Raw genomic sequence first — 23,644 nt, forward strand, 5'->3', positions numbered from 1 at the left:
CATGGCCGGAGGGTGCTGCATTACACTCCGGCGAAGATGTACTTATTATTTTTGTGAGGATTTGCGGCCGTACACCAGCCAGGTGACGAGCACGCAGACGATGTAAAACACGAGGAATACCTTCATGGCGCCGACCGGCGATCCGGTCATCGCCAGCGAGGTGCCAAAGGCTTTGGGAATGAAGAATCCGCCAACGGCGCCGATAGCGGAGATAAAGCCCAGCGCGGCGGCGGTCTCCGTCACCGCTTCGTGCTGCGCCTGCTCGTCCGTGCCGCCCTGCTTTTTGACGCGGTCGAGAGTGATTTGGCGGAAAATAATCGCGATCATCTGGAAGGTTGATCCGCTGCCCAGCCCGGCGGTGAGGAACAGTCCCATAAAGACCAGATAGAACGCGACAAAGCTGCCGGAGCCAGAGCCGGGCAGCGTCAGGAAGATCAGGGCGCTAAAGACGGCCATAAAGACGAAGTTAATCAGCGTGACCCGCACGCCGCCCAGTTTGTCAGAGATCATCCCGCCCGCTGAACGCGCCAGCGCACCGATAAGTGGGCCAAAGAAGGCGAGGTGCAGGATGTTGACGTCCGGAAACTGAGTTTTTGACAGCATGGCAAAGCCCGCCGAGAAGCCGATAAACGAGCCGAAGGTCGCCAGATAGAGCAGGCTCAGCAGCCAGAGGTGGAAGCGCTTGAGTACCGGGAGCTGGCTGGCAACAGAGGCCTTAGAGCTGGCAATATCGTTCATCCCAAAGAAGGCCGCCAGAGTGGCCAGTAACAGAAGCGGAGCCCATATCCAGGCCGCATTTGCCAGCCACAGGGTAGAACCGTCATCCTGCGGTACGCCCTGCACGCCCAAAAAGGTAAACATCGGCAGGAAGATCACCAGCGGCGCGACCAGCTGCATCACGCTGACGCCCAGGTTGCCGAGCCCGCCATTAATGCCGAGCGCGCTGCCCTGTTTTGCCTTGGGGAAGAAGAAGCTGATGTTGCCCATGCTGGAGGCAAAGTTGGCACCTGCAAAGCCGCAGAGCAGGGCAATCGCAATAAAGACCCAGTAAGGCGTGGTGGTGTCCTGAATGGCAATCCCGAGCCAGACGCAGGGAATAATCAGGATGACGGTACTCAATACCGTCCAGTATCGCCCGCCAAATATTGGCACCATAAACGAATAGGGGACACGCAATATCGCGCCGGAGAGAGAAGGTAATGCCGTTAGCATAAAAAGCTGATCGGTGCTGAAATTAAATCCGACCTTATTGAGATTTACCGCAATAGCGCTAAACAACATCCAGACACAAAACGCGAGAAGCAAACACGCCACGGAAATCCACAGGTTTCTTCGTGCGATATGTTTCCCTTTATTCTCCCAAAATTGCGCATTTTCCGGTTTCCAGTTACTCAACAGATGCTGATTACTCTTCTCGCTTTGATGTGACATATCACCCTCTTGCTTACCCAAGTGGAGAGAAAAAAGAAGTAAAAACAGAAAGATATTTGTCGTTAGTTTGTAGAAATTATTGGATGTTATGGGATACATCTGAAAGGATAGATAAAAAAGCGAAACCCTGAGTTTGGAATGGGAATCAGGGTTCGCTTTATGTGTTACTAATTGTAACTACTTGCGGAAATTAATACCCCGATGGGAGTATTAAAACAATTCGAGGGAAATAAGTTTATCCAGATGCTTATTAAATGCCGCGTCGTCCATTTCAGGCATATTTAATACGTATATGCCATCCAGGCCACATACCAGACCAATTAAACGCCAGGCGATATTTTCTGGCTGGTCAACAAGCGTAAAGGCGTTGGCCTCCGCCCCGGCCCGGATAATCGCGACCGTTTCCTGGTGCCACATCTCCATGGTCAAAACGTAGGCGCCTTTGATATCGCTATCCCGGCTGGCGAGAATTTGCGCCTCCCGCCACAGACGAATGTAGGGCTCAAACCCGCCGTCATCGCTGCCGAGCATGGCATGCAAGCGCTCGCGCCAGCCAGCGTTTTCGCCAACGATTTCAGCATCCAGCAAATCGCGGATCAGCCTGACAAACGCCAGCGATTTAAGCTCGCCCGCCGACGCAAAGTGGTGATGCACCTGCCCGGTGGCGACGCTCGCTTCAGTGGCAATGCGGCGTACCGTCATTGCCGCCAGTCCTTCAGCCAGCGCCACGCGCATGGCAGCCTGTAAGATGGCTTCCCGCCGTTCATCCTTGCTCAGATATCGCATGTTTACTCACTCTCAATGGCAATGAAACGAGTGTAACAAAAAGCTGGACATGCGTTCAACTTTACGTAGGATCGCATCCTGGACATGTGTTCAGGTTTTAAAAGAAAAGGAAATTTATGTTTCGTCAGTGGTTAGCGTTAGTGATTATCGTGCTGGTGTATATCCCGGTGGCGATCGACGCGACGGTGCTGCACGTGGCGGCGCCGACATTGAGCATGACGCTGGGCGCCAGCGGCAATGAATTGCTGTGGATCATCGACATTTACTCGCTGGTGATGGCGGGAATGGTACTGCCGATGGGGGCGCTGGGTGACCGCATTGGTTTTAAACGATTGCTCATGATTGGCAGCACGCTGTTTGGCCTGTCGTCGCTGGCGGCAGCGTTTGCCCCGTCGGCTGGTTGGCTTATTGCGGCGCGTGCGTCGCTGGCCATCGGTGCGGCGATGATTATTCCGGCTACGCTTGCTGGGATCCGTACGCTGTTTATCGACGCGCGGGATCGTAATATTGCGCTCGGCGTCTGGGCGGCGGTGGGTTCCGGCGGTGCGGCATTTGGCCCGCTGATTGGCGGTATGTTATTGGAACACTTCTACTGGGGTTCAGTGTTTTTGATCAACGTGCCAATCGTGCTTATTGTTGTCACGCTTGCGGCGCGTTTTGTTCCCCGGCAGCAGGGGCGGCCTGAGCAGCCGTTGAACATTAGCCATGCGATCATGCTGATCGTGGCGATTTTACTGCTGGTCTACAGCGCCAAAACCGCGTTGAAAGGCGTGCTGACGCCGTGGTTGGTGGCCTGTACGCTGCTGGCTGGCGCGGTAATGCTGTTTATTTTCGTGCGCATTCAGCTGCGCGCCCGCGTGCCGATGATCGACATGCGCCTGTTCTGCCACCGCATCATTTTAAGCGGCGTGGTGATGGCGATGACGGCGATGATCGCGCTGGTGGGCTTTGAACTGCTGATGGCGCAGGAGCTGCAGTTTGTTCATGGCTTCACGCCGTTTGAGGCGGGCATGTTTATGCTGCCGCTTATGGTAGCGAGCGGGTTTAGCGGCCCGATAGCGGGTGTACTGGTGGGACGTCTCGGTCTGCGTCTTGTGGCGGCAGGGGGGATGGGGCTGAGCGCGGTCAGTTTTATCGGCCTGTCGATGCTTGATTTCAGCACTCAGCAACTGCTGGCGTCTGCCCTGATGGTTCTGCTCGGCTTTAGCGCGGCCAGCGCGCTGCTGGCCTCGACCTCTGCGATTATGGCCGCCGCGCCGAAAGAGAAAGCGGCTGCTGCAGGGGCGATTGAAACCATGTCCTACGAGCTGGGCGCGGGGCTGGGGATCGCGATTTTCGGCCTGCTGTTAACCCGCAGCTTCTCGGCGTCGATTGAGCTGCCGCAGGGGCTGAACCCGTCGCTTGCAGATGAAGCCTCGTCCTCTATTGGCGAAGCAGTGAAGGTGGCGCAGGATCTGGCGCCGTCACTGGCGGAGTCGGTGATTGAGGCGGCGAAAACGGCGTTTATAACCTCCCACAGCGTGGCGCTTGGCAGCGCGGGCGCGATGCTGCTGATGCTGGCGATAGGCATTTGGTTTAGCCTGGCGAAGGTGCCGAAATCTTAAAACATGCCCGGTGGCGCTGCGCTTACCGGGCCTACGGTCAAATGTAGGCCGGGCAAGGCGAAGCCGCCACCCGGCTTATTTTTCCAGCGCTGCAGCCAACACGCTGTGCAACAGCACGTTTGCCCCTTTCTCTGACCACTCGGCTAGGATCCTTTCCGCTTCGTTATGGCTGATGCCTTTCACGCAGGGGATAAAGATCATGCTGGCCGGGGCGATTTTGCTCACATAGCAGGTGTCATGCCCGGCCCCGGAAACCATCGGTATAGACGAGTAGCCCAGTGCCGCCACGGCGTGTTCCGTGCGGGCAAGACACTCCGCGTTAAACGCAATCGGCGCGTAATCAAAAATGCGCTCGACGTTAGCCGTCACGCCGCGTGCGGCCAGGCTCTCCGTGGCCTGATGCAGCGCCACCTCCATCGCTTCCAGCACATCCTGTTCAGGATGGCGAAACTCCACGCTGCATACCACGCGAGACGGCACGACGTTGCGCGAGTTTGGCGTAACCTGCGCCATACCGATCGTCGCCCGTCCGTCCGGCGCATGCCGATAGCCAATCTCTTCCACCTTCAGCGCCAGCTCGGCGAAGGCGGTCAGCGCGTCGCGGCGGCTGTGCATCGGCGTGGTGCCCGCATGGGCGGCAAATCCGTCCAGCGTCAGGGTAAACCAGCGCTGGCCCATTGCCGCGCGGACGAGCCCGATATCGATGGCTTCGTCTTCCAGAATCGGTCCCTGTTCGATGTGCAGTTCGTAGCAGGCGTGAACAGGAAACGCGCGGGCAGGGGCTTCACCCCGGTAGCCAATGCTCTCCAGCGCTTCACCCACGGTGATACCGTTGCTATCCGCGCGGGCATGGGCGTACGCTTCGCTAAACTGCCCCGCCCAGACCCCTGAAGCGAGCATGGCTGGCGCGAAGCGCGCGCCTTCTTCGTTGGTCCAGTTAACCAGCACGATGTCACGCTCCGTCTCAACGTGATGGTCATTGAGGGTACGCAGCAGCTCCAGCCCGGCCAGCACGCCGTAAACCCCGTCATAGTTCCCGCCCAGCGGCTGGGTATCCACGTGCGAACCGGTCATGACCGGGGCAAGCTGCGGGTTTTTCCCCGCGCGGCGGATAAACATGTTGCCCATGCTGTCGACGTCACAGGTAAAACCAGCGTCCAGCGCCCAGTCGCGCAGCAGGTTACGCGCAAGACGATCTTCCTCGCTCAGTGCCAGACGGGTCACGCCACCGGCGGGCGTGCCGCCGATCTGCGCCATCATCTCAAGCGTTGACCACAGCCGTTCGGCGTTGACGCGGATCATGGCTTGTCCTTACTGCTGCGGTAGCGGAAATCACAGCACGAACCGCCCTGCATGATGGTGGTCGTGCGGGTTAGCTCTACGTCCGGCGCATAGCCAACGATGAATTTTTCATCGCGCGCGCAGGAGAGCAGATGACCGATCTCGCCCAGCCCCATCTCGTGGTACATCTCCGCGTAGCGACAGCGGGTCACGTTGTAGTTGTACTGCTGGTCGTCAGCGTCGATCACCTTCACGTCCAGGGCGTTATCTTTCTCCCACAGATACTGCAGGGCGATAAAGCTCTTGATGTTCGCGCCGTTGGGTTCTTTGCTGGCAAACCCTTTGCCAGCGTCAATCGCCGCCTGCTCAATGGCCTCGCCAATGACCGCCTGGGCGCGGGTTTTTCCTATCTCGCGCACCAGGATTTCATAAATTGGCTTAATAATTTCTGCTTCAATTTTGCGGCGGGCGAGAATGCCCAGCTCATTATTATCACTCATCACATTGCCTCGCTGCGTTACTTCGCTTTTGCGCCGCCCAGCACGGCCTGCGGCTGCCATTTGCCGTCGACAACTTTGTAGACCGTGAACGACGGCGATTTCAGGTTGCCCTCTTTATCAAACGCGATCTGCCCGGTGACGCCGGAATAGCTGATGGCGCGCAGGGCAGGTAGATACGCGGAAGGCTCAACGGAATCTGCTTTTTCCATCGCCGCCACCAGCACGCGGGTGGCGTCATAGGCGAACGGGGCGTGCAGTTCGATATGGGTGTGGTAGCGATCGTGATAGGCCTGTTCAAACGCTTTGCCGCCCGGCATCTGGTCAACCGGCAGGCCTGGTTCGAGGGCGACCACGCCTTCGCCTTCTTTCTGCGCCAGCTTGAGGAATGTCTGGCTGACGAATCCGCCTGCGCCCATCAGCGTGGCATTCATGCCCAGCTGTTTGATGCGGCGAGCCAGCGGTGCGGCCTGGCTGTCGACGCCGCCGAAGAAGATCAGATCGGCGTTTTTACTGCGGATAGCGGTCAGTACGGCGCTGAAATCGACCGTTTTGTCATCCACGTATTGACGATCGACAATTTTCACGCCCTGGGCTTCCAGCGATTTAATAAACTGGTCTGCAAGCCCCTGACCAAAGGCGGTGCGGTCGTCGATTACCGCAATGCGTTTGGCTTTCAGGGTGTTAACCGCATACTGACCGGCGAGCTGGCCGCCGTCATCGTCGTGTCCCATCACGCGGAAGCTGGTATCAAAACCTTGTTGCGTATAGGCGTGACCGGTCGCGACCGGTGCCACCTGGGCGATGCCTGCATCGTGATAAATGCGGGCCGCAGGAATGCTGGTGCCGGTGTTCCAGTGGCCGACCACGCCAGCCACATCGCTGTCCACCAGACGCTGCGCGACGGCCACGGCGGTGCGCGGGTCAGACTGATCGTCTTCGGACTGCAGTTTGAAGGTGACCGCTTTGCCGCCGATAGTCGGGTGCTGTTTGTTAATATCGTCAATGGCCAGTTGCGCGCCGTTCTCCAGATCTTTCCCGATACGGGCAGATGGGCCGGTCAGCGGCCCCGCCAGACCGATGACCACGGTTTCGCTGTCAGCGGCCCACGTGGCCGTCGAGGCAAAGCTGCCGAGGAGAATAGCGGCGCTGAGCGCACTGATTTTTACTGTTTTCATTGTATTTCCCTGATGTTGGCTGGTGTGGTTAAACGGGCATTTCGCCCAAATAAATCTGTGCAATCTGGTCGTCATTGAGCAGCGCTTTCGATTCGCCATGATGAACAATGCTGCCGCTGTCCATCACCCACGCGCTGTCGGTCACTTCCAGCGCGAGCCGGGCGTTTTGTTCAATAAGCAGCAGGGCGACACCGCGCTCACGCAGCCCGGCGATCACGGCAAAAATGTTCTCGACCATTTTCGGGGCAAGGCCCATCGAGGGCTCGTCGAGGATCAGCAGACGCGGGCGGCTGAGCAGGGCGCGGTTAAGGGCCAGCAGCTGTTGCTCACCGCCGGACAGCAGACCGGCAAGCTGATGCTGGCGTTCGCCCAGACGCGGGAAGCGCTCGAATATCTCGTTCATCTCGCGCTTAACGGTGACAGTGTCACGCCTTAGCCAGGCGCCCATCTGCAGGTTTTCCAGTACTGTCATGCGCGAGAAGATCCCGCGCCCCTCCGGGACCATCACCAGTCCATCGCGAAGCAGTGTCTCCGGGCGCTGTTTACGCACCGCTTTACCGCTGAATTCAATACTGCCGCTAAAGCTTTCCAGCCCGGTAATGGCGCGTACGGTGGAGCTTTTCCCCGCGCCGTTCGCGCCGATCAGCGTAGCCTGTTCGCCCTCGCGCAGGGTAAAGGAGACGTCGCGTACGGCCTGAATGCCGCCGTAATGCACGTCCAGACGTTCTACCTTCAGTAATTCAGACATGGGCGTTGCCTCCAAGCCAGGCGGCGATCACTGCCGGGTCGCGCCGTACGTTTTCCGGCGTGCCGCTGGCAAGCGTTTTGCCGTAATCAAGGACCGTCAGACGGTCGCAGATGCCCATCACCAGCTTGACGTCATGTTCAATCATCAGCAGGGTTTTGCCGTCATCGCGGATGCGGATGAGCAACTCGCCGAGCGCCACTTTTTCCGCCGCGTTCATCCCGGCGGCGGGTTCGTCCAGCGCCAGCAGCAGCGGATCTGTTGCCAGCGCGCGGGCGATTTCCAGGCGACGCTGATGGCCATAGGCCAGATCGCAGGCGCGATAGTGGGCGAACTGCGCAATGCCGGTATAGTCCAGCCAGTGCCAGGCCAGTTCGCGGGTCTGTTTCTCTTCCTCACGGGCGCGTTTGTGGCGGCTCAGCGCGGCCCACAGGCCGTTACGGGTGCGCACGTGGCGGCCCACCATCACGTTTTCCAGTACCGACATGTCGTTGAAGAGGCGCACGTTCTGGAAGGTGCGCGCAATCCCGGCGGCGGTCACTTTCTCTATGTGTTTTGGGAAATAGGGCTTATCCGCTATCGAAAACTCGCCGCTGTCCGCCGGATAAAGGCCGGTGATGAGGTTAAAGCAGGTGGTTTTTCCCGCGCCGTTGGGGCCGATCAGCCCGTAGATTTCCCCTCTGTTCACGGTAATCGAAACGTCATCTACAGCAGTCAGCCCGCCGAAGCGTTTTGTCATGTTGCGTACGGTTAACAGGCTCATGCCTTCGTCTCCTTGTGGCGTACCGGCCAGATCCCGGACGGGCGTACCAGCATGACCAGCACCAGTGCCAGACCGTAAAACAGCTGGCGCAGCACTTCCGGGTCAATCAGCACCGTACCGAACAGCGCCTGCTGAACTGGCGCTGCCTGGCTGCGCAGCAGTTCCGGCAGGGCGGTCAGCAGTACCGCGCCCAGGATCACGCCCGGAATGTGCCCCATGCCGCCCAGCACCACCATCGCCAGTACGGCAATCGATTCCTGTAACGTGAAGGATTCCGGGGAGACAAAGCCCTGAAACGCGCCGAAAAGCGCACCCGCCACGCCGCCAAAGGAGGCGCCCATCGCAAAGGCGAGCAGCTTATAGTTACGCACGTTGATGCCCATCGCGCGCGCCACATCTTCATCCTCGCGGATGGCGTGCCAGGCGCGACCAATGCGGGAATGCTGCAGGCGCAGGCAGACAAAAATAATCGCCACAATGACCAGCATCAGCAGGTAGTACCACAGCCACAGGGCAGGCACTTTGCAACCAAACCAGTGGTATACGCCGCTAAACTTCAGGCCGAACAGGTTCAGCGTATCCACCCCGGTAATGCCCTTTGCGCCATTGGTAATGTTTACCGGACGGTCGAGGTTACGCATCAGGATGCGGATAATTTCGCCAAAGCCGAGGGTCACTATCGCCAGGTAGTCCCCGCGCAGCTTGAGCGTAGGAGCACCGAGTAAAATCCCGCAGACTGCCGCGACGAGGGCGGCCAGCGGAATAATGAGCAGATACGAGGTGTGCAGCCCGTCCGGGAACCAGACGCCGAGGATCGGAAACACCTCCAGCAGGTGTGGGGAGGCCATCAGTGCCGCGAGGTAGGCGCCGACCGCGTAAAAGGCGATAAAGCCCATGTCCAGCAGGCCGGTATAGCCGACCACAATATTAAGCCCGAGCGCCAGCATGATGTAGAGCAGGGCGAAGTCGATGACGCGCACCCAGTAGTTGCCGCCAAGCTGCGTGGCCACCACGGGAGCAATCAGCAGCGCAAGGCAGAACAGGCTCATGCCTGACCAGAATTTGCGTGTCGTCACCGGGGTCTGGAGTTGAAGTGTTGTCATGGTATTCCTTACGCCCTGTGCGCCACGCGCTCGCCCAGCAGGCCAGCCGGACGGAAGACCAGCACCAGGATCAACACCATAAAGGCAAAGACATCCTGATAGTTGCTGCCAAATACGCCATGGGTCAGTTCACCGAGGTAACCAGCGCCCAGCGCTTCGATAATGCCGAGCAGGATGCCGCCAATCATGGCGCCACGAATGTTACCAATGCCCCCCAGCACGGCGGCGGTAAAGGCCTTGATCCCGGGCAAAAAGCCCATCGAGAAGCTGGCGTTACCGTAATTGCTGGCCATCATCACGCCTGCCAGCGCGGCAAACACCCCGCCAATGGCAAACGTCAGGGTGATGATGGCGTTTGGGTTAACCCCCATCAGCGTGGCCACGCGTGGGTTTTCCGCCACGGCGCGCATGCTGCGCCCCAGACGGGTGTATTCCACCAGCAGCCACAGCCCGGTCATCACAGCCAGCGCCAGCGCCACGGTGACAATGCCGGTAACGGTCACGATGGCGGGCGGGTGCGTTTCACTTCCAGACGTCACGGCAATCGGATCCATGGGCAGGATCTGCGGGAACATCAGCGGGTTGCGCGTCCAGAGAATCATCGCCACGGTTTGCAGCAGGACGGAGACGCCGATGCCCGAGATCAGCGGCGCGAGCCGCGGGGCGTTGCGCAGTCGACGGTAGGCAAAGCGTTCCACGGCCATCGCCAGCAGGGCGCAAACGGCCATGGCAATCATCAGGGCCATGCCAAGCTGCAACAGCAGCGGCATATGCGGGAAGGTGGTGTTCAGGGCGTTCATGGCGGAGAGCGTGGTGAGCGCGCCGACCATCAGAATATCGCCGTGAGCAAAGTTAATAATGCGCAAAATGCCATACACCATGGTATAGCCCAGCGCGATCAGCGCGTAGATGCTTCCCAGCATCACACCGTTGATCAGTTGTTGTATGAGTGTATCCAACGTCTGTACCCGCAAAGTGCTCGTTCTGCGGCTACCATCCAATAAATGAATTAAATTGTAAAATACGCATCTATTATTTCTTATGATAAATAAATATTGTTTTATCTTTATGATTTATATGAAAATAGTTGATGCCTGCTTTTGGGTGAAAAGCCTAAAGAAATCAACATATGAATAAAACAGAACAATTGGCGAATCTGGTGGCGTATGCAGAAAGCCGCCTGGCAAACGATCCGCCGCTTCGGGCCGTACGTGCCTTTGAGGCCATCGCCCGGCTGGGCAGCGTCACGCTGGCCGCACAGGAGCTGGACATCTCTCCGTCGGCCGTCAGCCATCAGCTCAAGGTGCTCGAAGGATACCTGCAAATGCCGCTCACGGAACGTCAGGGGCGCAGGCTGGTGCTGAGCCAGCACGGGCGGGAATATTACCGCTCGATCCGTGCGGCGTTTAACGTGCTGCGCCAGGCGACGGAGCACCTGGCGGAGCAGGCGCAAACGCGTCAGGTCACCATCAGTTTGATTCCACTTTTTGGTATGGGGTGGTTTATCCCGCGCTTGCCTGCGTTCATGCGCGCCAATCCGCAAACCGAGATCAACGTGGTGTATGCCAACCACCGTAACTATCTGAGCGACGCGTCGGATATGTCGATTCGTTTTGGCAACGGGCAGTGGGCGGGCTATCAGAGTGAAAAGCTGATTTCCGGTCAGATGGTGCCGGTGTGCAGCCGTGCGTTTTTACGCATTCATGGCCATATCGATACGCCTGAGCAGTTGCTGCAAATGCCGCTCCTGCATGATGAAGAGCGTACGAGCTGGACGCAGTGGTTTTTGTTGCAGGGGGTAAAACGTCCTCTCCGGCGCAGCGGCCCGCTGTTTGAAGACGGACTGTTGACGCTGGCGGGCGTACAGGCTGGTCTGGGCTGTGCGCTAATGCGTGAGCCGCTAATTGCGCCGTATCTTGAGAGCGGTGAGCTGGTGAAGATATTTGACTTACCGATTGATGACGGGCGCGATTATTACCTCTGCGTGCGTTCAGATTCAGAGATGACCGAGGAGGGCAAGCTGCTGCAAACCTGGCTGCGTCGGGCGGCGGGCCATGAATAAGCGCCCTGAATAGAAAAAAGGCCAGCGATTAATCGCCGGCCTTTTGTCCTAACACATCTTAGAACTGGTAGGTCAGACCTACAGCAACGATGTTGTCGGTAGCCACTTTAGCATCTTTGGTGAACTTGCTGTCATCAACAAGGTTGATTTTGTAATCAACGTAGGTAGACATGTTTTTGTTGAAGTAGTAGCTCGCGCCAACGTCAACGTATTCAACCAGATCCTGGTCGCCGTAAGAACCGATGTCTTTACCTTTGGATTTCAGGTAAGCGATGGATGGACGCAGACCGAAGTCGAACTGGTACTGAGCCACAACTTCGAAGTTCTGTGCTTTGTTCGCCACGTGACCGTTACCGAATGCCGTCATGTTGCGGGTTTCAGAGTAAGTGGTTGCCAGGTAGATGTTGTTCGCATCGTACTTCAGACCTGCAGCCCATACTTCTGCATTCTCACCGCCTGCATTCAGGTTGCTTGCAGCACGAACCTGACGGTCAGTACGGTCAGATTTCGCGTAGGCTGCACTTGCAGCAAATCCATCAAACTCATAGCTGGAAGACAGACCCCAGCCGTCACCGTTGGATTCGGTGATATCGGTACGGTCGTTTTTACCCTGGTACTGTGCTGCAAAGTTCAGACCATCAACCAGGCCAAAGAAGTCGGTGTTACGGTAGGTTGCAACGCCAGTGGTACGGCCAGTCATAAAGCCATCGGTCTGGGTCCAGGTATCGCCGCCGAACTCTGGCAGAACGTCAGTCCATGCGCCGACGTCGTAAGCAACACCGTAGTTACGACCATAGTCGAATGAACCGAATTCGTTGAATTTCAGACCTGCAAACGCCAGACGGGTTTTGTTACCGTCAGAACCCTGAGCTTCGGAGCGGTTGCCCTTGAACTCATATTCCCACTGGCCGTAACCGGTCATCTGGTCGTTGATCTGCGTTTCGCCTTTGAAGCCCAGACGAACGTAGGTTTTGTCGCCGTCGTTGTTTGTATCATCAGAGAAATAGTGCAGACCTGTCACTTTACCGTACAGATCCAGCTTGTTACCGTCTTTGTTGTAAATTTCGGCAGCGTTAACAACGCCTGCTGCCAGCATGGAAGTGACTGCCACTGCAACTAATTTAAGTTTCATCTTAAATGTTCCTTATAATTTTTTTTGGGTATTTCCTGAACCACTTTGAACGATTTCTAAACGAGGCTGTTCGTCAATGGCATGCTATTCTTAAAAATCTCGTAGTCTTATTTCAATAATAAGTTTCAAAATATTAGAAATAATTTCAATTAGTGTGATCTCGATCGCGTGGGAAGGGTGTTGTTTAAACAACATGACCGGAATTTATACGATTAATATGTATTTAATGTGTTGGATTATTGCTGTCACTATAATTTCTGAAGGTTTTAGTATCGTGCGTTAGATTTCGGTATATTCGAGGCTTTGAGGCGGTTTATATTGCTATTTTTCTTTAAAAGCAGTGAGTTGGCCTGAATATTCGACGGCTATTCCGCATATTTCAACAAATGTGTCAGATCTGAATTATTGCAGTCATGGCTATCCATGGCGTTAATATTGATGGTTGACTAATTTCATGCTGTTGTCAGTTTATGTCAATTCCTTTCAGGGTGCTTTACAGATAACAGCAAATATAAACCGAATTTAAACAGACTGCCTGTTATCAGGATAAATATTCTGAAGTGCGATCACATTTTAAATTTATGTTAATTATGTTGCCGGGTTGAAATTCCCCGGCCACGTCAGAAAACCTTATTTTCGCGTTGCGTACCAGCAGAGCAACGACCCGGCGCAGACCATCAGCGCGCCTTGCCAGAACGAGAATGAAAGGGGGGAGCTTAACACTGCGGCAGCAAGCGCAGCAGAGAGGACGGGGGTAAAATAGGACACGGCAGCCAGCACCGTGACGTTACCGTGCAGGATACCAATATTCCATGCGGCGTAACCAAACCCAAGCGCAATGCCGCACATAACGAGCTTCACCACCACCGGGAGGGTAAACACCATGTCGGGCTGCTCGCTCAGGGCATATTTCACCCACAGACTTAGCGCGGTCAGCAAGACAAACAGGGTGATGCCGTTTTGTCCTTTCGCGAATTTGCTGGTGACGGTGCAATAGGCGGCCCAGATAAAGGCCCCGGCAAATGCCAGCGCATAGCTGAGAGGGCTGGAAACGACATTGCGGGTTATTTCTTCAAGGTGTAATCCTTCTTCTCCGCCCAATACCCAGCAGACGCCCAGCAGCGAAATGACCAGGCCTGGGATCACCCACAGGGTCGATTTTTGCCCGTTGAACAAAATCGCAAATACGATCGTCAGGCTCGGCCAGAGGTAATTCACCATACCGACTTCAATCGCCTGCGCGCGCGTGGCGGCATAGCCCAGCGACAGCGCCAGGCATATTTCGTAGCTGACAAATAAAACGCTGCCCGCGATAAGATACCGTGGTGAGAACCGTCTGATATCAGGAAATCCTACCGTCACCAGGCACAGCAATCCGCTGAGGGTGTAGATCATTGCTGCACCGCCTACCGGGCCCAGTCCCTCACTCACGCTGCGAATAAGGCCGACCATGGTGCTCCATAACAATATCGCCGCCAGCCCAATAAGCGTTGCTCTCTTTCTGTCCATTACTTCGCCATCGCAATAAAAATCAAAGGAAAAATGTATCGCATTACGCCTGTCGCTGTCGTGAATTATTCTCTTAAGCTGTTAATCAAAAAGGGGTAATGAAATATTGCGGGGGTGACTATTAAGGGGGGGAAGACAGATGACCTTGATTTGACGCAAAAAAATCAGGGGCTTTGCTGTTAGTTTGCGGCGCGAAGTCTTTTCAGATAACGAGGACAACAATGGACGTCAGCCGCAGACAATTTTTTAAAATCTGCGCGGGCGGTATGGCCGGAACAACAGCCGCAATGCTGGGATTTGCTCCCAAAATGGCGCTGGCTCAGGCACGCAACTATAAGCTGCTGCGCGCGAAAGAGATCCGTAACACCTGCACATACTGCTCCGTGGGTTGTGGGCTTTTAATGTATAGCCTGGGCGATGGCGCGAAGAACGCCAGAGAAGCGATTTACCACATTGAAGGGGATCCGGATCATCCGGTGAGCCGCGGGGCGCTTTGCCCGAAAGGGGCGGGGCTGCTGGACTACGTTCACAGCGAAAACCGCCTGCGCTACCCGGAATACCGCGCGCCGGGTTCTGATAAATGGCAGCGTATCTCCTGGGATGAGGCCTTCTCCCGTATTGCAAAATTAATGAAAGCCGACCGCGACGCCAACTTTATTGAAAAGAACGCGCAGGGCGTGACGGTCAATCGCTGGCTGACCACCGGCATGTTATGTGCCTCGGCGGCCAGTAATGAAACCGGCATGCTGACGCAAAAATTTGTGCGTTCTCTCGGCATGCTGGCGGTAGACAACCAGGCGCGCGTCTGACACGGACCAACGGTAGCAAGTCTTGCTCCAACATTTGGTCGCGGTGCGATGACCAACCACTGGGTTGATATCAAAAACGCGAACGTCGTGGTGGTGATGGGCGGTAACGCCGCTGAAGCCCATCCGGTGGGGTTCCGCTGGGCGATGGAAGCGAAAAACAACAACGATGCGACGCTTATCGTCGTCGATCCGCGCTTTACGCGTACGGCATCGGTGGCCGATATCTATGCGCCAATCCGCTCCGGTACGGACATTACGTTCCTGTCCGGCGTGCTGCTGTACCTGATCGAAAACAACAAAATTAACGCGGAATACGTTAAGCACTACACCAACGCGAACCTGCTGGTGCGGGATGACTTTGCCTTCGATGACGGACTGTTTAGCGGCTATGACGCCGAAAAACGCCAGTACGATAAAACGTCCTGGAACTATCAGTTCGATGAAAACGGCTATGCGATGCGGGATGAAACCCTGACGCATCCGCGCTGCGTGTGGAACCTGCTGAAACAGCACGTTTCCCGCTATACGCCGGACGTGGTGGAGAACATCTGCGGCACGCCGAAAGCGGACTTCCTGAAGGTGTGTGAAGTGCTGGCCTCCACCAGCGCCGCCGACAGAACCACCACGTTCCTGTACGCGCTGGGCTGGACGCAGCACACCGTGGGCGCGCAGAACATCCGCACCATGGCGATGATCCAGCTACTGCTCGGCAACATGGGCATGGCGGGGGGCGGCGTGAACGCGCTGCGCGGTCACTCCAACATTCAGGGGCTGACCGACCTCGGCCTGCTTTCGACCAGCCTGCCGGGCTACCTGACGCTGCCGTCTGAAAAGCAGACGGATCTGCAAAGCTATCTGGCGGAGAACACGCCAAAAGCGACGCTGCCGGAACAGGTGAACTACTGGAGCAACTATCCGAAGTTCTACGTCAGCCTGATGAAATCCTTCTACGGCGATGCGGCGCAGAAAGAGAACGGCTGGGGCTTTGAGTGGCTGCCGAAGTGGGATCAGGCTTATGACGTCATCAAATATTTCAACATGATGGATAAGGGCGAGGTTACGGGGTATATCTGCCAGGGCTTTAACCCTGTTGCGTCGTTCCCGGATAAAAACAAAGTCGTTCGCAGCCTGAGCAAGCTGAAGTACATGGTCGTTATCGATCCGCTGGTGACCGAGACCTCCACCTTCTGGCAGAACCACGGGGAATCTAACGATGTCGATCCGGCGTCGATTCAGACCGAAGTGTTCCGCCTGCCGTCCACCTGCTTTGCGGAAGAGGATGGCTCCATTGCCAACTCCGGCCGCTGGCTACAGTGGCACTGGAAAGGTCAGGACGCACCGGGTGAAGCGCGCAACGACGGCGAGATCCTGGCCGGGATTTACCACCGCCTGCGAGAAATGTACCGCACCGAAGGCGGCAAAGGCGCTGAGCCGCTGCTGAAGATGAGCTGGCGCTACAAGCAGCCGGATCGTCCCGAGTCTGAAGAAGTCGCGAAAGAGAACAACGGCGTGGCGCTGGCGGATCTGTATGACGCGAGCGGCAATCTGGTGGCGAAAAAGGGCCAGCTGCTGAACAGCTTCGCGCTGCTGCGCGACGACGGCTCCACGGCATCGTCCTGCTGGATCTACACAGGCAGCTGGACCGAGCAGGGTAACCAGATGGCGAATCGCGACAACGCCGATCCGTCAGGTCTGGGCAACACCCTGGGCTGGGCATGGGCGTGGCCGCTGAACCGTCGCGTGCTCTACAACCGCGCCTCCGCCGACGTGAACGGCAAGCCATGGGATCCGAAGCGCATGCTGATCCAGTGGAACGGGACGAAGTGGACGGGGAACGATATCCCGGACTACAACACCGCCGCGCCGGGCAGCAACACCGGGCCGTTTATCATGCAGCCGGAAGGGCTGGGGCGCCTGTTTGCCCTCAACAAGCTGGCAGAAGGGCCGTTCCCGGAACACTACGAGCCGATGGAAACGCCGCTGGGGACCAACCCGCTGCACCCGAACGTGGTCTCCAGCCCGGTGGTGCGTATCTACGAAGACGACGTGCTGCGCCTGGGCAAAAAGGACAAGTTCCCGTACGTAGGGACGACCTACCGCCTGACCGAGCATTTCCATACCTGGACCAAGCACGCGCGGCTTAACGCCATCGCGCAGCCGGAACAGTTTGTGGAGATAAGCGAAACGCTGGCGAAGGCGAAAGGCATCGCCAACGGCGATCGCGTAAAGGTGAGCAGCAAGCGCGGCTTTATCCGCGCGGTGGCGGTGGTCACCCGCCGCCTGCAGTCGCTGAACGTGCATGGCCAGCAGGTGGAAACCGTCGGTATCCCGCTGCACTGGGGCTTTGAAGGGGTGGCGCAGAAAGGCTACATCGCCAATACCCTGACGCCAAATGTCGGCGATTCCAACTCGCAAACGCCGGAGTACAAAGCGTTTCTGGTCAACATCGAGAAAGCGTAAGGAGCGATTCAATGGCGATGGAAACACAAGACATTATTAAACGCTCCGCGACGAACCCGATTACCCCCGCGCCTCGCGCGCGGGACTACAAGGCAGAAGTCGCCAAGCTTATCGACGTCTCCTCCTGCGTGGGCTGTAAAGCCTGCCAGGTGGCCTGCTCGGAGTGGAACGACATCCGCGACGAGGTGGGGCACTGCGTAGGGGTTTACGATAATCCGGCGGATCTGAGCGCCAAATCCTGGACGGTGATGCGTTTTAGCGAAACCGACCAGAACGGCAAGCTGGAGTGGCTGATCCGCAAAGACGGCTGCATGCACTGTGAAGATCCGGGCTGCCTGAAGGCGTGCCCGTCTGCCGGGGCAATTATCCAGTATGCCAACGGGATCGTCGATTTCCAGCAGGACAACTGCATCGGCTGCGGCTACTGCATCGCGGGCTGTCCGTTTAATATTCCGCGCCTCAATAAAGAGGATAACCGGGTATACAAATGCACCCTGTGCGTGGACCGCGTCAGCGTCGGGCAGGAGCCTGCCTGCGTGAAGACCTGTCCAACCGGTGCCATTCACTTCGGTACCAAAAAAGAGATGCTGGACGTGGCGCAGCAGCGCGTCGATAAGCTCAAAGCGCGGGGCTACGACAAAGCAGGCGTTTACAACCCGCAGGGCGTGGGCGGCACGCACGTCATGTATGTGCTGCACCATAGCGACCAGCCGGAGCTGTACCACAACCTGCCGAAGGATCCGGCGATCGATACCTCCATCAACCTGTGGAAAGGTGCGCTCAAGCCGCTCTCCGCGGCGGGCTTTATCGCCACCTTTGCCGGGCTGATCTATCACTACATTGGTATCGGGCCAAACAAAGAGGTGGATGACGACGAGGAGGAGCATCATGAGTAAGTCGAAAATGATAGTGCGCACCAAATTTGTCGATCGCGCCTGTCACTGGACGGTGGTGGTCTGCTTCTTCCTGGTGGCGGTATCGGGAATTTCGTTCTTCTTCCCGACGCTGCAGTGGCTGACCGAAACCTTCGGTACGCCGCAGATGGGGCGCATTCTGCACCCGTTCTTCGGCGTGCTGATCTTTGTGGTGCTGATGTTTATGTTCGTGCGCTTCGTTCATCACAACATTCCGGACAAGCAGGACATCCCGTGGGTGAAAGGGATTGTTGAAGTCCTGAAAGGTAACGAGCATAAAGTGGCGAAGGTGGGCAAATACAACGCCGGCCAGAAGATGATGTTCTGGACCATCATGAGCATGATTTTTGTGCTGCTGGTGACCGGAGTCATTATCTGGCGTCCATATTTTGCGCACTATTTCCCGATTCAGATAGTGCGTTACGCGCTGCTTATCCACGCCACGTCGGCCATCATTTTGATCCACGCCATCCTGATCCATATGTATATGGCGTTCTGGGTGAAAGGGTCAATCAAAGGGATGATTGAAGGGAAGGTGAGCCGCCGCTGGGCGCAGAAACACCACCCGCGATGGTACCGTGATGTGGAGCGACTGGAAGCAAAACAGGAAAGTACGGAAGGGATGAAGTAAGACCTGCGCCGTCGGCTTTGCCCGGCGGCGCTGCGCTTGCGCGGGCCTACGTTATGTATTGGTCACTAGCGCATCTATCGCCGCGATAACGGTACTTCTCGCGCTGCGAAGGTTGCATACAAAATTTTTATTATGTAGTTTCTTTTTCTCCACGATATGGCCACGTAAATAGTTGTGGTAACTTAATGGAATAATCAGTCTTGTTGATAAATCATCATAATAGTCATGTTGAATTATCATAAAATAAGGTTGGTAGTCCTGTGATCTCTCTGAAGGGTTACGGTAAACGTCAAACTGAAAGCACATTAAATCCCTCCAAAGAAAGGATCGTCTGATAATAATCCCGCTTTAGCCGTAAATTCATTCATGACTCTTATGAACTCTTTATCTTGCTGATGCTGTCGTCTTCGCGCCGCTGGTGTCTGGGCTTCTCGGGAGGCGCGACTCGCCACGCTCTCACTTTTGCCATAGTCTTTGCTTCGATTTGGTTTCATCATTATCTCCTTTGTTGGTGCGGTCATTATCAACCGCAGCCAACAAAAAAACAATACTTTATCCCCCGCTCATCTCTATTCTGCGAGCCGCCTTCCAGTGATATCAGAACCGCTCCTCCACATACCGGAACGGATATTTTGTGGGTTTGACTTTGCCGATTTTGCGCTTCGGTAAATCCACCTTGTCGACGTGAATTTCTTTATACGGGATCTGCGAAAGCAGATGCGAAATAATATTCAGTCGCACGCGTTTTTTATCCTCTGAACGCGCCACAAACCACGGCGCCCAGGCGGTATCGGTGGCTTCAAACATGGCGTCGCGCGCGCGGGTGTACTCGTCCCAGAGGTTAAAGGATTTAATATCCATCGGCGACAGCTTCCAGATCTTACGCCCATCGTTAATACGGTCGCGCAGTCGTCGCTCCTGCTCTTTCGGCGTCACCTCCAGCCAGTACTTCAGCAGGATAATGCCGGCATCGACCATCGCTTTTTCCATAACCGGCGCGCCGTCTAAAAATTTCTCCGCCTGTTCCTCCGTGCAGAACCCCATCACTCGCTCAACACCCGCGCGGTTATACCAGCTGCGATCGAAGATCACGATTTCGCCCGCCGAAGGCAGGTGAGGCACATAGCGCTGGAAGTAAAGCTGGCTTTTTTCTTTTTCCGTCGGGGCAGGGAGCGCAACCACGCGAAACACGCGGGGGCTGACGCGCTCGGTGATCGCTTTGATGGTACCGCCTTTGCCGGCACCGTCGCGTCCTTCAAAAACAATACACACTTTTAACCCTTTGGCGACGACCCACTGCTGGAGCTTAACCAGTTCAACGTGCAGGCGGCGGAGCTCTTTTTCATATTCTTTAGTCTTTAACGGAACACTCTTTACGACTTCAACAGCGACAGGGGCTTTCTTTTTACTTCCCATGATTGTCATCCTCAGGTTGTCCGGCGCGGAAAAAGCGAGGCCGCACTATGAAGTGTAATCCACCTGATATTATGCGTATTGTTTTTAGGTAATTAATGTCACGACACTTTTTTTAAGCAGATACTGAGGTATGCGCGAAGGTGCTTAGCACCTGTTCCTCTATTAGCATGCCGCGGATGCAATAAAATTAGCACTTTTAATTCCTCATGCTATGTGTGGTTAATGTGATAATTTCATTCTTATTTACTTAAAGGAACTAAGAATGAGTTGGAATAAAGAAGCCGCAGTTTCGTATCTCCGTTCACACGCTCTGGGGCGCTCTCATAGTGAATGTGCTATGGATGCATAGATGAAAAGAATATTTTTATCATTCGTTATGTTGCTGGTGGGATGCAGTTCTGCTACCAATCAACATCATAGCGCGCAAGACGCTACCGAATCATTTTATAAATTCTATCTTTCCGTATTCGGCAGCGATGAAACCAGGCCTTATCCTGCCGACGAACTGCGTAAATATGTTTCTGCTGATACGATTGCTCGCATTAATACCATTCAGGAAATCTCTGAACAGGAGTTAATAGAGTCTGACTATTTTACATATACCCAAGATTATTCTCGTGAATGGATACCTGCGTTACGAGTGGAAAACGCCAGGTCATTTTTAAACGGTGAAGTAGTCCAGGTCATTGAAGGGGTGGGTAACGGAAGAAGCATCCATCTTGAGGTATTTCTTCGTCGTGAAGATGATGCATGGAAAATCTACCGCGTTCGTGACATAACGAACAATCATGAGCATCCTATTTTCAATGCTGGTGCTATTACACGCGCTAAAGCAGCGGCAGAGAGCGCACTGTAAAACCAGACCTTGAACCCTTTCCAGCCCTGACACCTGCCGGGGCTTTTTGTTTGCCACTCCCACCGCGTAGCAGTTGGAGAAAACTCCTGAATCAATGGATTAACCTGTCAGCCAGCTGATTTGAACTGGCTCACCATACAAGATTATTCAATAATGCCCGTTGCGAGTGATTAACCCGTGGTTGAGGTATGAAAAAGACAATATTTTCGTTGGCGCTTGGCACATTTGGCCTGGGCATGGCCGAATTTGGCATCATGGGCGTGTTAACCGAGCTGGCGCATGACACCGGTATTTCGATTCCCTCCGCCGGGAATATGATCTCGTTTTATGCCTTCGGCGTGGTGATTGGCGCCCCGATTGTGGCGCTGTTCTCAGGCAAGTTCTCGTTAAAAACCACGCTGCTGTTTCTGGTTGCCCTGTGCGCGGTCGGGAACGCTCTGTTTACGTTTTCTACGTCATATTTATGGCTGGCGACGGGACGCTTAATTTCCGGTTTTCCGCACGGCGCGATTTTCGGCGTCGGGGCGATTATTCTGTCTAAAATTGCGCCGCCGGGGAAGGTGACGGTCGCGGTGGCCGGGATGATCGCCGGGATGACCGTGGCTAACCTGGTGGGCGTCCCGCTCGGCACCTGGCTGGGACACCAGTTCAGCTGGCGTTATACCTTTTTCCTGATCGCCCTGTTCGATGCGCTGGTGATCCTCTCGGTGCTGATCTGGGTGCCGGACATTCATGATAAATCAGAAATTAAACTGACCGAGCAGTTCCAGTTCCTGAAGAAACCGGAGCCCTGGCTGATTTTTGCCGCCACGATGTTTGGTAATGCTGGTGTATTCGCGTGGTTCAGCTTCGTTAAACCGTTTATGGTCAACGTTTCTGGCTTCTCCGAAGGCATGATGACCATCATCATGATGCTGATGGGCCTTGGCATGGTGTTGGGCAATCTGTTGAGCGGCAAACTCTCGGGACGCTTTAGCCCGCTGCGCATTGCGGCTACCACCGACATGGTGATTGTCGCCTCGCTGCTGCTGCTTTTCGCCTGCGGTGAACTGAAAACGGCCTCGCTAATCACGGGCTTTATCTGCTGTGCCGGGCTGTTCGCGCTCTCTGCGCCGCTGCAGATCCTCCTTCTGCAAAATGCGAAGGGCGGCGAGATGCTGGGGGCGGCCGGAGGGCAGATGGCGTTTAATCTCGGCAGTGCGATCGGGGCGTACTTTGGCGGGATGATGATTACCCTCGGCTTTAGCTGGCGCTACGTCACGCTGCCTGCGGCGTTACTCTCGTTCTCGGCCATGAGTGCATTACTGATCTACGGTTATCTGCGTGCCAGACAGGCTCAGGCTAACGCTCGCGCGCTAGCCTGATTGAAGTCAGGCAATCCAGGGCTCGCCCAGAGTCAGCATCAGGCGGTTGGCCCAGGCGAAGAACGCGGCGGACTGCACCAGGTCAAGCTGGGCTAAGGTGTCCAGCCCCTCTTTTTCCAGCGCGGCAAGGTGCAGCGGCGTGGCGGCTGGTGGGGTAACCGACAGCGCTGCCGCAAAATTAATCTCCGCCTGCCAGCGCGCAGATTGCCCCTCGCTCAGGGATTGTCCTGGACGCACGGCCAGCAGGGCCTCTACCGCCGCGTCATCCTTTGACAGCTGGCTGGCTTTCCGCGCATGGACAGATGCGCAGTAGATACAGCCGTTAATTTTACTGGCGACCGTTGCGGCCAGCTCGCGCTCGGCGCGCGGCAATCCCCCCGGCGTATAAAAAATCCCTTTATCCGTTAGCGTGCGCTGTTCAAGCACCGGCAGGTTGCGCCCCAGCAGGCGGAAATAGTCGGAATCGGTGTGGCCAAACTTCGCCAGTATAGCAACCTCGTCATCACGAAAATCCGCCAGCGGTTTGGCGGCGATCCACGGCTCCCAGCCCAGTTCCTGCTGGGTGAAGGCGACGGGAGCCGCCTTTCCGGTGGCCGTGGTGGCGGTCGTGTGCCAGACGCCTGCCGCCACCGGCGCATCGCTTGTGGCAACAGGCCTGTCGTTCAGCAGTCGCAGCCCGGCAATCAGTCGGCTCTGGAAGCTGACAAAGGCGATAAGCTGCGCCAGAGTCACGATGCCTTCCTTGCTCCATCCCGCCTGGGTCAGCGCCCTTAACGATGTCGGCGTGGCTTCGACGGGGGAGAAGGTCAGCAGGCGCGCGAAATTGAGCGCCGGGGTCAGACGGTCTGAGGTCGGGTCTGCCAGGCCAAACCCCGCATAGTGCGCGGCCAGCGCCTCCGCGTTGTGCCACCTCGCAACTTTTGCAGCGACGGCGAAGCGCTCGTCAATTGCAAAATCATCATCCTGCTGGCTAAACAGGATTTCGTAGCTGCCCTGCGCGTGGCGCGAGGCGGCGTCCCGCGTGGCGCGCGCCTCTGCCAGAGGGGAACCGGGTTTAATTTCCGCCAGCTCGGCGAGAATGTCGTGACTTAATGACATAGGTA

22 protein-coding genes are annotated in these 23,644 nt (G+C 56.1%); 7 read left to right on the top strand and 15 right to left on the bottom strand.

Features of this window, described 5'->3' with window-relative positions; all coding sequences use genetic code 11:
* Positions 1–45: 45 nt before the first annotated feature.
* Together CWR52_RS00560 and CWR52_RS00565 are read right to left on the bottom strand one after the other, a co-directional pair.
* Complete coding sequence (locus tag CWR52_RS00560; protein ID WP_104948476.1) at positions 46–1,431, bottom strand: NarK family nitrate/nitrite MFS transporter; 1,386 nt, start codon at positions 1,429–1,431, stop codon at positions 46–48.
* 210 nt (positions 1,432–1,641) lie between these two features.
* The gene (locus CWR52_RS00565; RefSeq protein ID WP_104948477.1) at positions 1,642–2,217 is read right to left on the bottom strand and encodes a TetR family transcriptional regulator; all 576 of its coding nucleotides are present in this window, start codon (positions 2,215–2,217) and stop codon (positions 1,642–1,644) included.
* 116 nt (positions 2,218–2,333) lie between these two features.
* Between CWR52_RS00565 and CWR52_RS00570 the strand changes: the two genes are divergently transcribed.
* Positions 2,334–3,821: an MFS transporter gene (locus CWR52_RS00570; protein WP_104948478.1), complete on the top strand. Its 1,488-nt coding sequence runs from the start codon at positions 2,334–2,336 to the stop codon at positions 3,819–3,821.
* Between the two features lie 75 nt (positions 3,822–3,896).
* Here the strand turns inward: CWR52_RS00570 and CWR52_RS00575 are convergent, their stop codons facing one another.
* The 7 genes from CWR52_RS00575 to CWR52_RS00605 are packed head-to-tail and all read right to left on the bottom strand — an operon-like array spanning position 3,897 to position 10,347.
* The gene (locus CWR52_RS00575) at positions 3,897–5,123 is read right to left on the bottom strand and encodes a Zn-dependent hydrolase (RefSeq protein WP_104948479.1); all 1,227 of its coding nucleotides are present in this window, start codon (positions 5,121–5,123) and stop codon (positions 3,897–3,899) included.
* Complete coding sequence (locus tag CWR52_RS00580; RefSeq protein ID WP_104948480.1) at positions 5,120–5,602, bottom strand: L-2-amino-thiazoline-4-carboxylic acid hydrolase; 483 nt, start codon at positions 5,600–5,602, stop codon at positions 5,120–5,122. Before CWR52_RS00580 ends, CWR52_RS00575 begins: the two co-directional genes overlap by 4 nt.
* A gap of 17 nt (positions 5,603–5,619) precedes the next feature.
* A complete protein-coding gene (locus CWR52_RS00585; RefSeq protein ID WP_104948481.1) occupies positions 5,620–6,777 on the bottom strand; it encodes a branched-chain amino acid ABC transporter substrate-binding protein in 1,158 nt (385 codons plus the stop codon).
* A gap of 28 nt (positions 6,778–6,805) precedes the next feature.
* Positions 6,806–7,525 carry an ABC transporter ATP-binding protein gene (locus CWR52_RS00590; RefSeq protein WP_104948482.1) on the bottom strand — a complete coding sequence of 240 codons (720 nt, stop codon included), beginning with the start codon at positions 7,523–7,525 and terminating at the stop codon, positions 6,806–6,808.
* Positions 7,518–8,285 carry an ABC transporter ATP-binding protein gene (locus CWR52_RS00595; RefSeq protein WP_048029857.1) on the bottom strand — a complete coding sequence of 256 codons (768 nt, stop codon included), beginning with the start codon at positions 8,283–8,285 and terminating at the stop codon, positions 7,518–7,520. Before CWR52_RS00595 ends, CWR52_RS00590 begins: the two co-directional genes overlap by 8 nt.
* Positions 8,282–9,388 carry a branched-chain amino acid ABC transporter permease gene (locus tag CWR52_RS00600; protein WP_104948483.1) on the bottom strand — a complete coding sequence of 369 codons (1,107 nt, stop codon included), beginning with the start codon at positions 9,386–9,388 and terminating at the stop codon, positions 8,282–8,284. The genes CWR52_RS00595 and CWR52_RS00600 overlap by 4 nt, the downstream gene beginning before the upstream one ends.
* Positions 9,389–9,396: 8 nt before the next feature.
* Positions 9,397–10,347 (bottom strand): branched-chain amino acid ABC transporter permease, encoded by a 951-nt coding sequence (locus CWR52_RS00605; protein ID WP_104948484.1) that lies wholly within the window; start codon positions 10,345–10,347, stop codon positions 9,397–9,399.
* A gap of 170 nt (positions 10,348–10,517) precedes the next feature.
* Here CWR52_RS00605 and CWR52_RS00610 point away from each other — a divergent pair, with 170 nt between their 5' ends.
* Entirely contained in the window at positions 10,518–11,450 is a 933-nt protein-coding gene (locus CWR52_RS00610) for a LysR substrate-binding domain-containing protein (RefSeq protein ID WP_104948485.1), read from the top strand.
* A gap of 58 nt (positions 11,451–11,508) precedes the next feature.
* Here CWR52_RS00610 and ompC read toward each other — a convergent pair whose 3' ends face one another.
* Positions 11,509–12,582 carry a porin OmpC gene (gene ompC / locus CWR52_RS00615; protein WP_021240201.1) on the bottom strand — a complete coding sequence of 358 codons (1,074 nt, stop codon included), beginning with the start codon at positions 12,580–12,582 and terminating at the stop codon, positions 11,509–11,511.
* A 630-nt stretch (positions 12,583–13,212) separates the two neighbouring features.
* Positions 13,213–14,091, bottom strand: coding sequence for an aromatic amino acid DMT transporter YddG (yddG, locus tag CWR52_RS00620; RefSeq protein ID WP_104948486.1), 879 nt, complete (start codon positions 14,089–14,091; stop codon positions 13,213–13,215).
* Positions 14,092–14,312: 221 nt separating this feature from the next.
* Here yddG and fdnG point away from each other — a divergent pair, with 221 nt between their 5' ends.
* The 3 genes from fdnG to fdnI are packed head-to-tail and all read left to right on the top strand — an operon-like array spanning position 14,313 to position 18,905.
* On the top strand, positions 14,313–17,360 hold the full coding sequence (gene fdnG / locus CWR52_RS00630) for a formate dehydrogenase-N subunit alpha (RefSeq protein ID WP_152034552.1): 3,048 nt from the start codon (positions 14,313–14,315) through the stop codon (positions 17,358–17,360).
* Positions 17,361–17,371: 11 nt separating this feature from the next.
* Positions 17,372–18,256 (top strand): formate dehydrogenase subunit beta, encoded by an 885-nt coding sequence (gene fdxH / locus CWR52_RS00635; protein WP_104948488.1) that lies wholly within the window; start codon positions 17,372–17,374, stop codon positions 18,254–18,256.
* Entirely contained in the window at positions 18,249–18,905 is a 657-nt protein-coding gene (gene fdnI / locus CWR52_RS00640) for a formate dehydrogenase-N subunit gamma (protein WP_104948489.1), read from the top strand. Before fdxH ends, fdnI begins: the two co-directional genes overlap by 8 nt.
* Before the next feature lie 51 nt (positions 18,906–18,956).
* Here the strand turns inward: fdnI and CWR52_RS00645 are convergent, their stop codons facing one another.
* The 3 genes from CWR52_RS00645 to ppk2 all read right to left on the bottom strand — a co-directional run bounded on the left by CWR52_RS00645 (position 18,957) and on the right by ppk2 (position 20,321).
* Entirely contained in the window at positions 18,957–19,211 is a 255-nt protein-coding gene (locus CWR52_RS00645) for a CcdB family protein (RefSeq protein WP_104948490.1), read from the bottom strand.
* Complete coding sequence (locus tag CWR52_RS00650) at positions 19,211–19,402, bottom strand: hypothetical protein (protein ID WP_129546945.1); 192 nt, start codon at positions 19,400–19,402, stop codon at positions 19,211–19,213. Before CWR52_RS00650 ends, CWR52_RS00645 begins: the two co-directional genes overlap by 1 nt.
* 100 nt (positions 19,403–19,502) lie before the next feature.
* Positions 19,503–20,321 carry a polyphosphate kinase 2 gene (gene ppk2, locus CWR52_RS00655; protein WP_104948492.1) on the bottom strand — a complete coding sequence of 273 codons (819 nt, stop codon included), beginning with the start codon at positions 20,319–20,321 and terminating at the stop codon, positions 19,503–19,505.
* Between the two features lie 349 nt (positions 20,322–20,670).
* On the opposite strand from ppk2, the gene CWR52_RS00660 reads away from it, so the two are divergent.
* Together CWR52_RS00660 and araJ are read left to right on the top strand one after the other, a co-directional pair.
* Positions 20,671–21,177 (top strand): YbjP/YqhG family protein, encoded by a 507-nt coding sequence (locus tag CWR52_RS00660; RefSeq protein ID WP_104948493.1) that lies wholly within the window; start codon positions 20,671–20,673, stop codon positions 21,175–21,177.
* A 188-nt stretch (positions 21,178–21,365) separates the two neighbouring features.
* The gene (gene araJ / locus CWR52_RS00665; RefSeq protein WP_104948494.1) at positions 21,366–22,541 is read left to right on the top strand and encodes an MFS transporter AraJ; all 1,176 of its coding nucleotides are present in this window, start codon (positions 21,366–21,368) and stop codon (positions 22,539–22,541) included.
* A gap of 6 nt (positions 22,542–22,547) precedes the next feature.
* Here araJ and CWR52_RS00670 read toward each other — a convergent pair whose 3' ends face one another.
* A complete protein-coding gene (locus CWR52_RS00670) occupies positions 22,548–23,639 on the bottom strand; it encodes an alkylhydroperoxidase domain protein (RefSeq protein WP_104948495.1) in 1,092 nt (363 codons plus the stop codon).
* Between the last annotated feature and the right edge of the window lie 5 nt (positions 23,640–23,644).

The organism is Enterobacter sp. SGAir0187 (assembly GCF_002952735.2).
Lineage (GTDB): Bacteria > Pseudomonadota > Gammaproteobacteria > Enterobacterales > Enterobacteriaceae > Enterobacter > Enterobacter quasiroggenkampii.

What these genes read in the sequence shown, in the direction of transcription:
- CWR52_RS00560 (WP_104948476.1), bottom strand. Translation starts at nt 1,431, where the DNA reads ATGTCACATCAAAGCGAGAAGAGTAATCAGCATCTGTTGAGTAACTGG.
- CWR52_RS00565 (WP_104948477.1), bottom strand. Translation starts at nt 2,217, where the DNA reads ATGCGATATCTGAGCAAGGATGAACGGCGGGAAGCCATCTTACAGGCT.
- CWR52_RS00570 (WP_104948478.1), top strand. Translation starts at nt 2,334, where the DNA reads ATGTTTCGTCAGTGGTTAGCGTTAGTGATTATCGTGCTGGTGTATATC.
- CWR52_RS00575 (WP_104948479.1), bottom strand. Translation starts at nt 5,123, where the DNA reads ATGATCCGCGTCAACGCCGAACGGCTGTGGTCAACGCTTGAGATGATG.
- CWR52_RS00580 (WP_104948480.1), bottom strand. Translation starts at nt 5,602, where the DNA reads ATGAGTGATAATAATGAGCTGGGCATTCTCGCCCGCCGCAAAATTGAA.
- CWR52_RS00585 (WP_104948481.1), bottom strand. Translation starts at nt 6,777, where the DNA reads ATGAAAACAGTAAAAATCAGTGCGCTCAGCGCCGCTATTCTCCTCGGC.
- CWR52_RS00590 (WP_104948482.1), bottom strand. Translation starts at nt 7,525, where the DNA reads ATGTCTGAATTACTGAAGGTAGAACGTCTGGACGTGCATTACGGCGGC.
- CWR52_RS00595 (WP_048029857.1), bottom strand. Translation starts at nt 8,285, where the DNA reads ATGAGCCTGTTAACCGTACGCAACATGACAAAACGCTTCGGCGGGCTG.
- CWR52_RS00600 (WP_104948483.1), bottom strand. Translation starts at nt 9,388, where the DNA reads ATGACAACACTTCAACTCCAGACCCCGGTGACGACACGCAAATTCTGG.
- CWR52_RS00610 (WP_104948485.1), top strand. Translation starts at nt 10,518, where the DNA reads ATGAATAAAACAGAACAATTGGCGAATCTGGTGGCGTATGCAGAAAGC.
- ompC (WP_021240201.1), bottom strand. Translation starts at nt 12,582, where the DNA reads ATGAAACTTAAATTAGTTGCAGTGGCAGTCACTTCCATGCTGGCAGCA.
- yddG (WP_104948486.1), bottom strand. Translation starts at nt 14,091, where the DNA reads ATGGACAGAAAGAGAGCAACGCTTATTGGGCTGGCGGCGATATTGTTA.
- fdxH (WP_104948488.1), top strand. Translation starts at nt 17,372, where the DNA reads ATGGCGATGGAAACACAAGACATTATTAAACGCTCCGCGACGAACCCG.
- fdnI (WP_104948489.1), top strand. Translation starts at nt 18,249, where the DNA reads ATGAGTAAGTCGAAAATGATAGTGCGCACCAAATTTGTCGATCGCGCC.
- CWR52_RS00645 (WP_104948490.1), bottom strand. Translation starts at nt 19,211, where the DNA reads ATGTGCTTTCAGTTTGACGTTTACCGTAACCCTTCAGAGAGATCACAG.
- CWR52_RS00650 (WP_129546945.1), bottom strand. Translation starts at nt 19,402, where the DNA reads ATGATGAAACCAAATCGAAGCAAAGACTATGGCAAAAGTGAGAGCGTG.
- ppk2 (WP_104948492.1), bottom strand. Translation starts at nt 20,321, where the DNA reads ATGGGAAGTAAAAAGAAAGCCCCTGTCGCTGTTGAAGTCGTAAAGAGT.
- CWR52_RS00660 (WP_104948493.1), top strand. Translation starts at nt 20,671, where the DNA reads ATGAAAAGAATATTTTTATCATTCGTTATGTTGCTGGTGGGATGCAGT.
- araJ (WP_104948494.1), top strand. Translation starts at nt 21,366, where the DNA reads ATGAAAAAGACAATATTTTCGTTGGCGCTTGGCACATTTGGCCTGGGC.
- CWR52_RS00670 (WP_104948495.1), bottom strand. Translation starts at nt 23,639, where the DNA reads ATGTCATTAAGTCACGACATTCTCGCCGAGCTGGCGGAAATTAAACCC.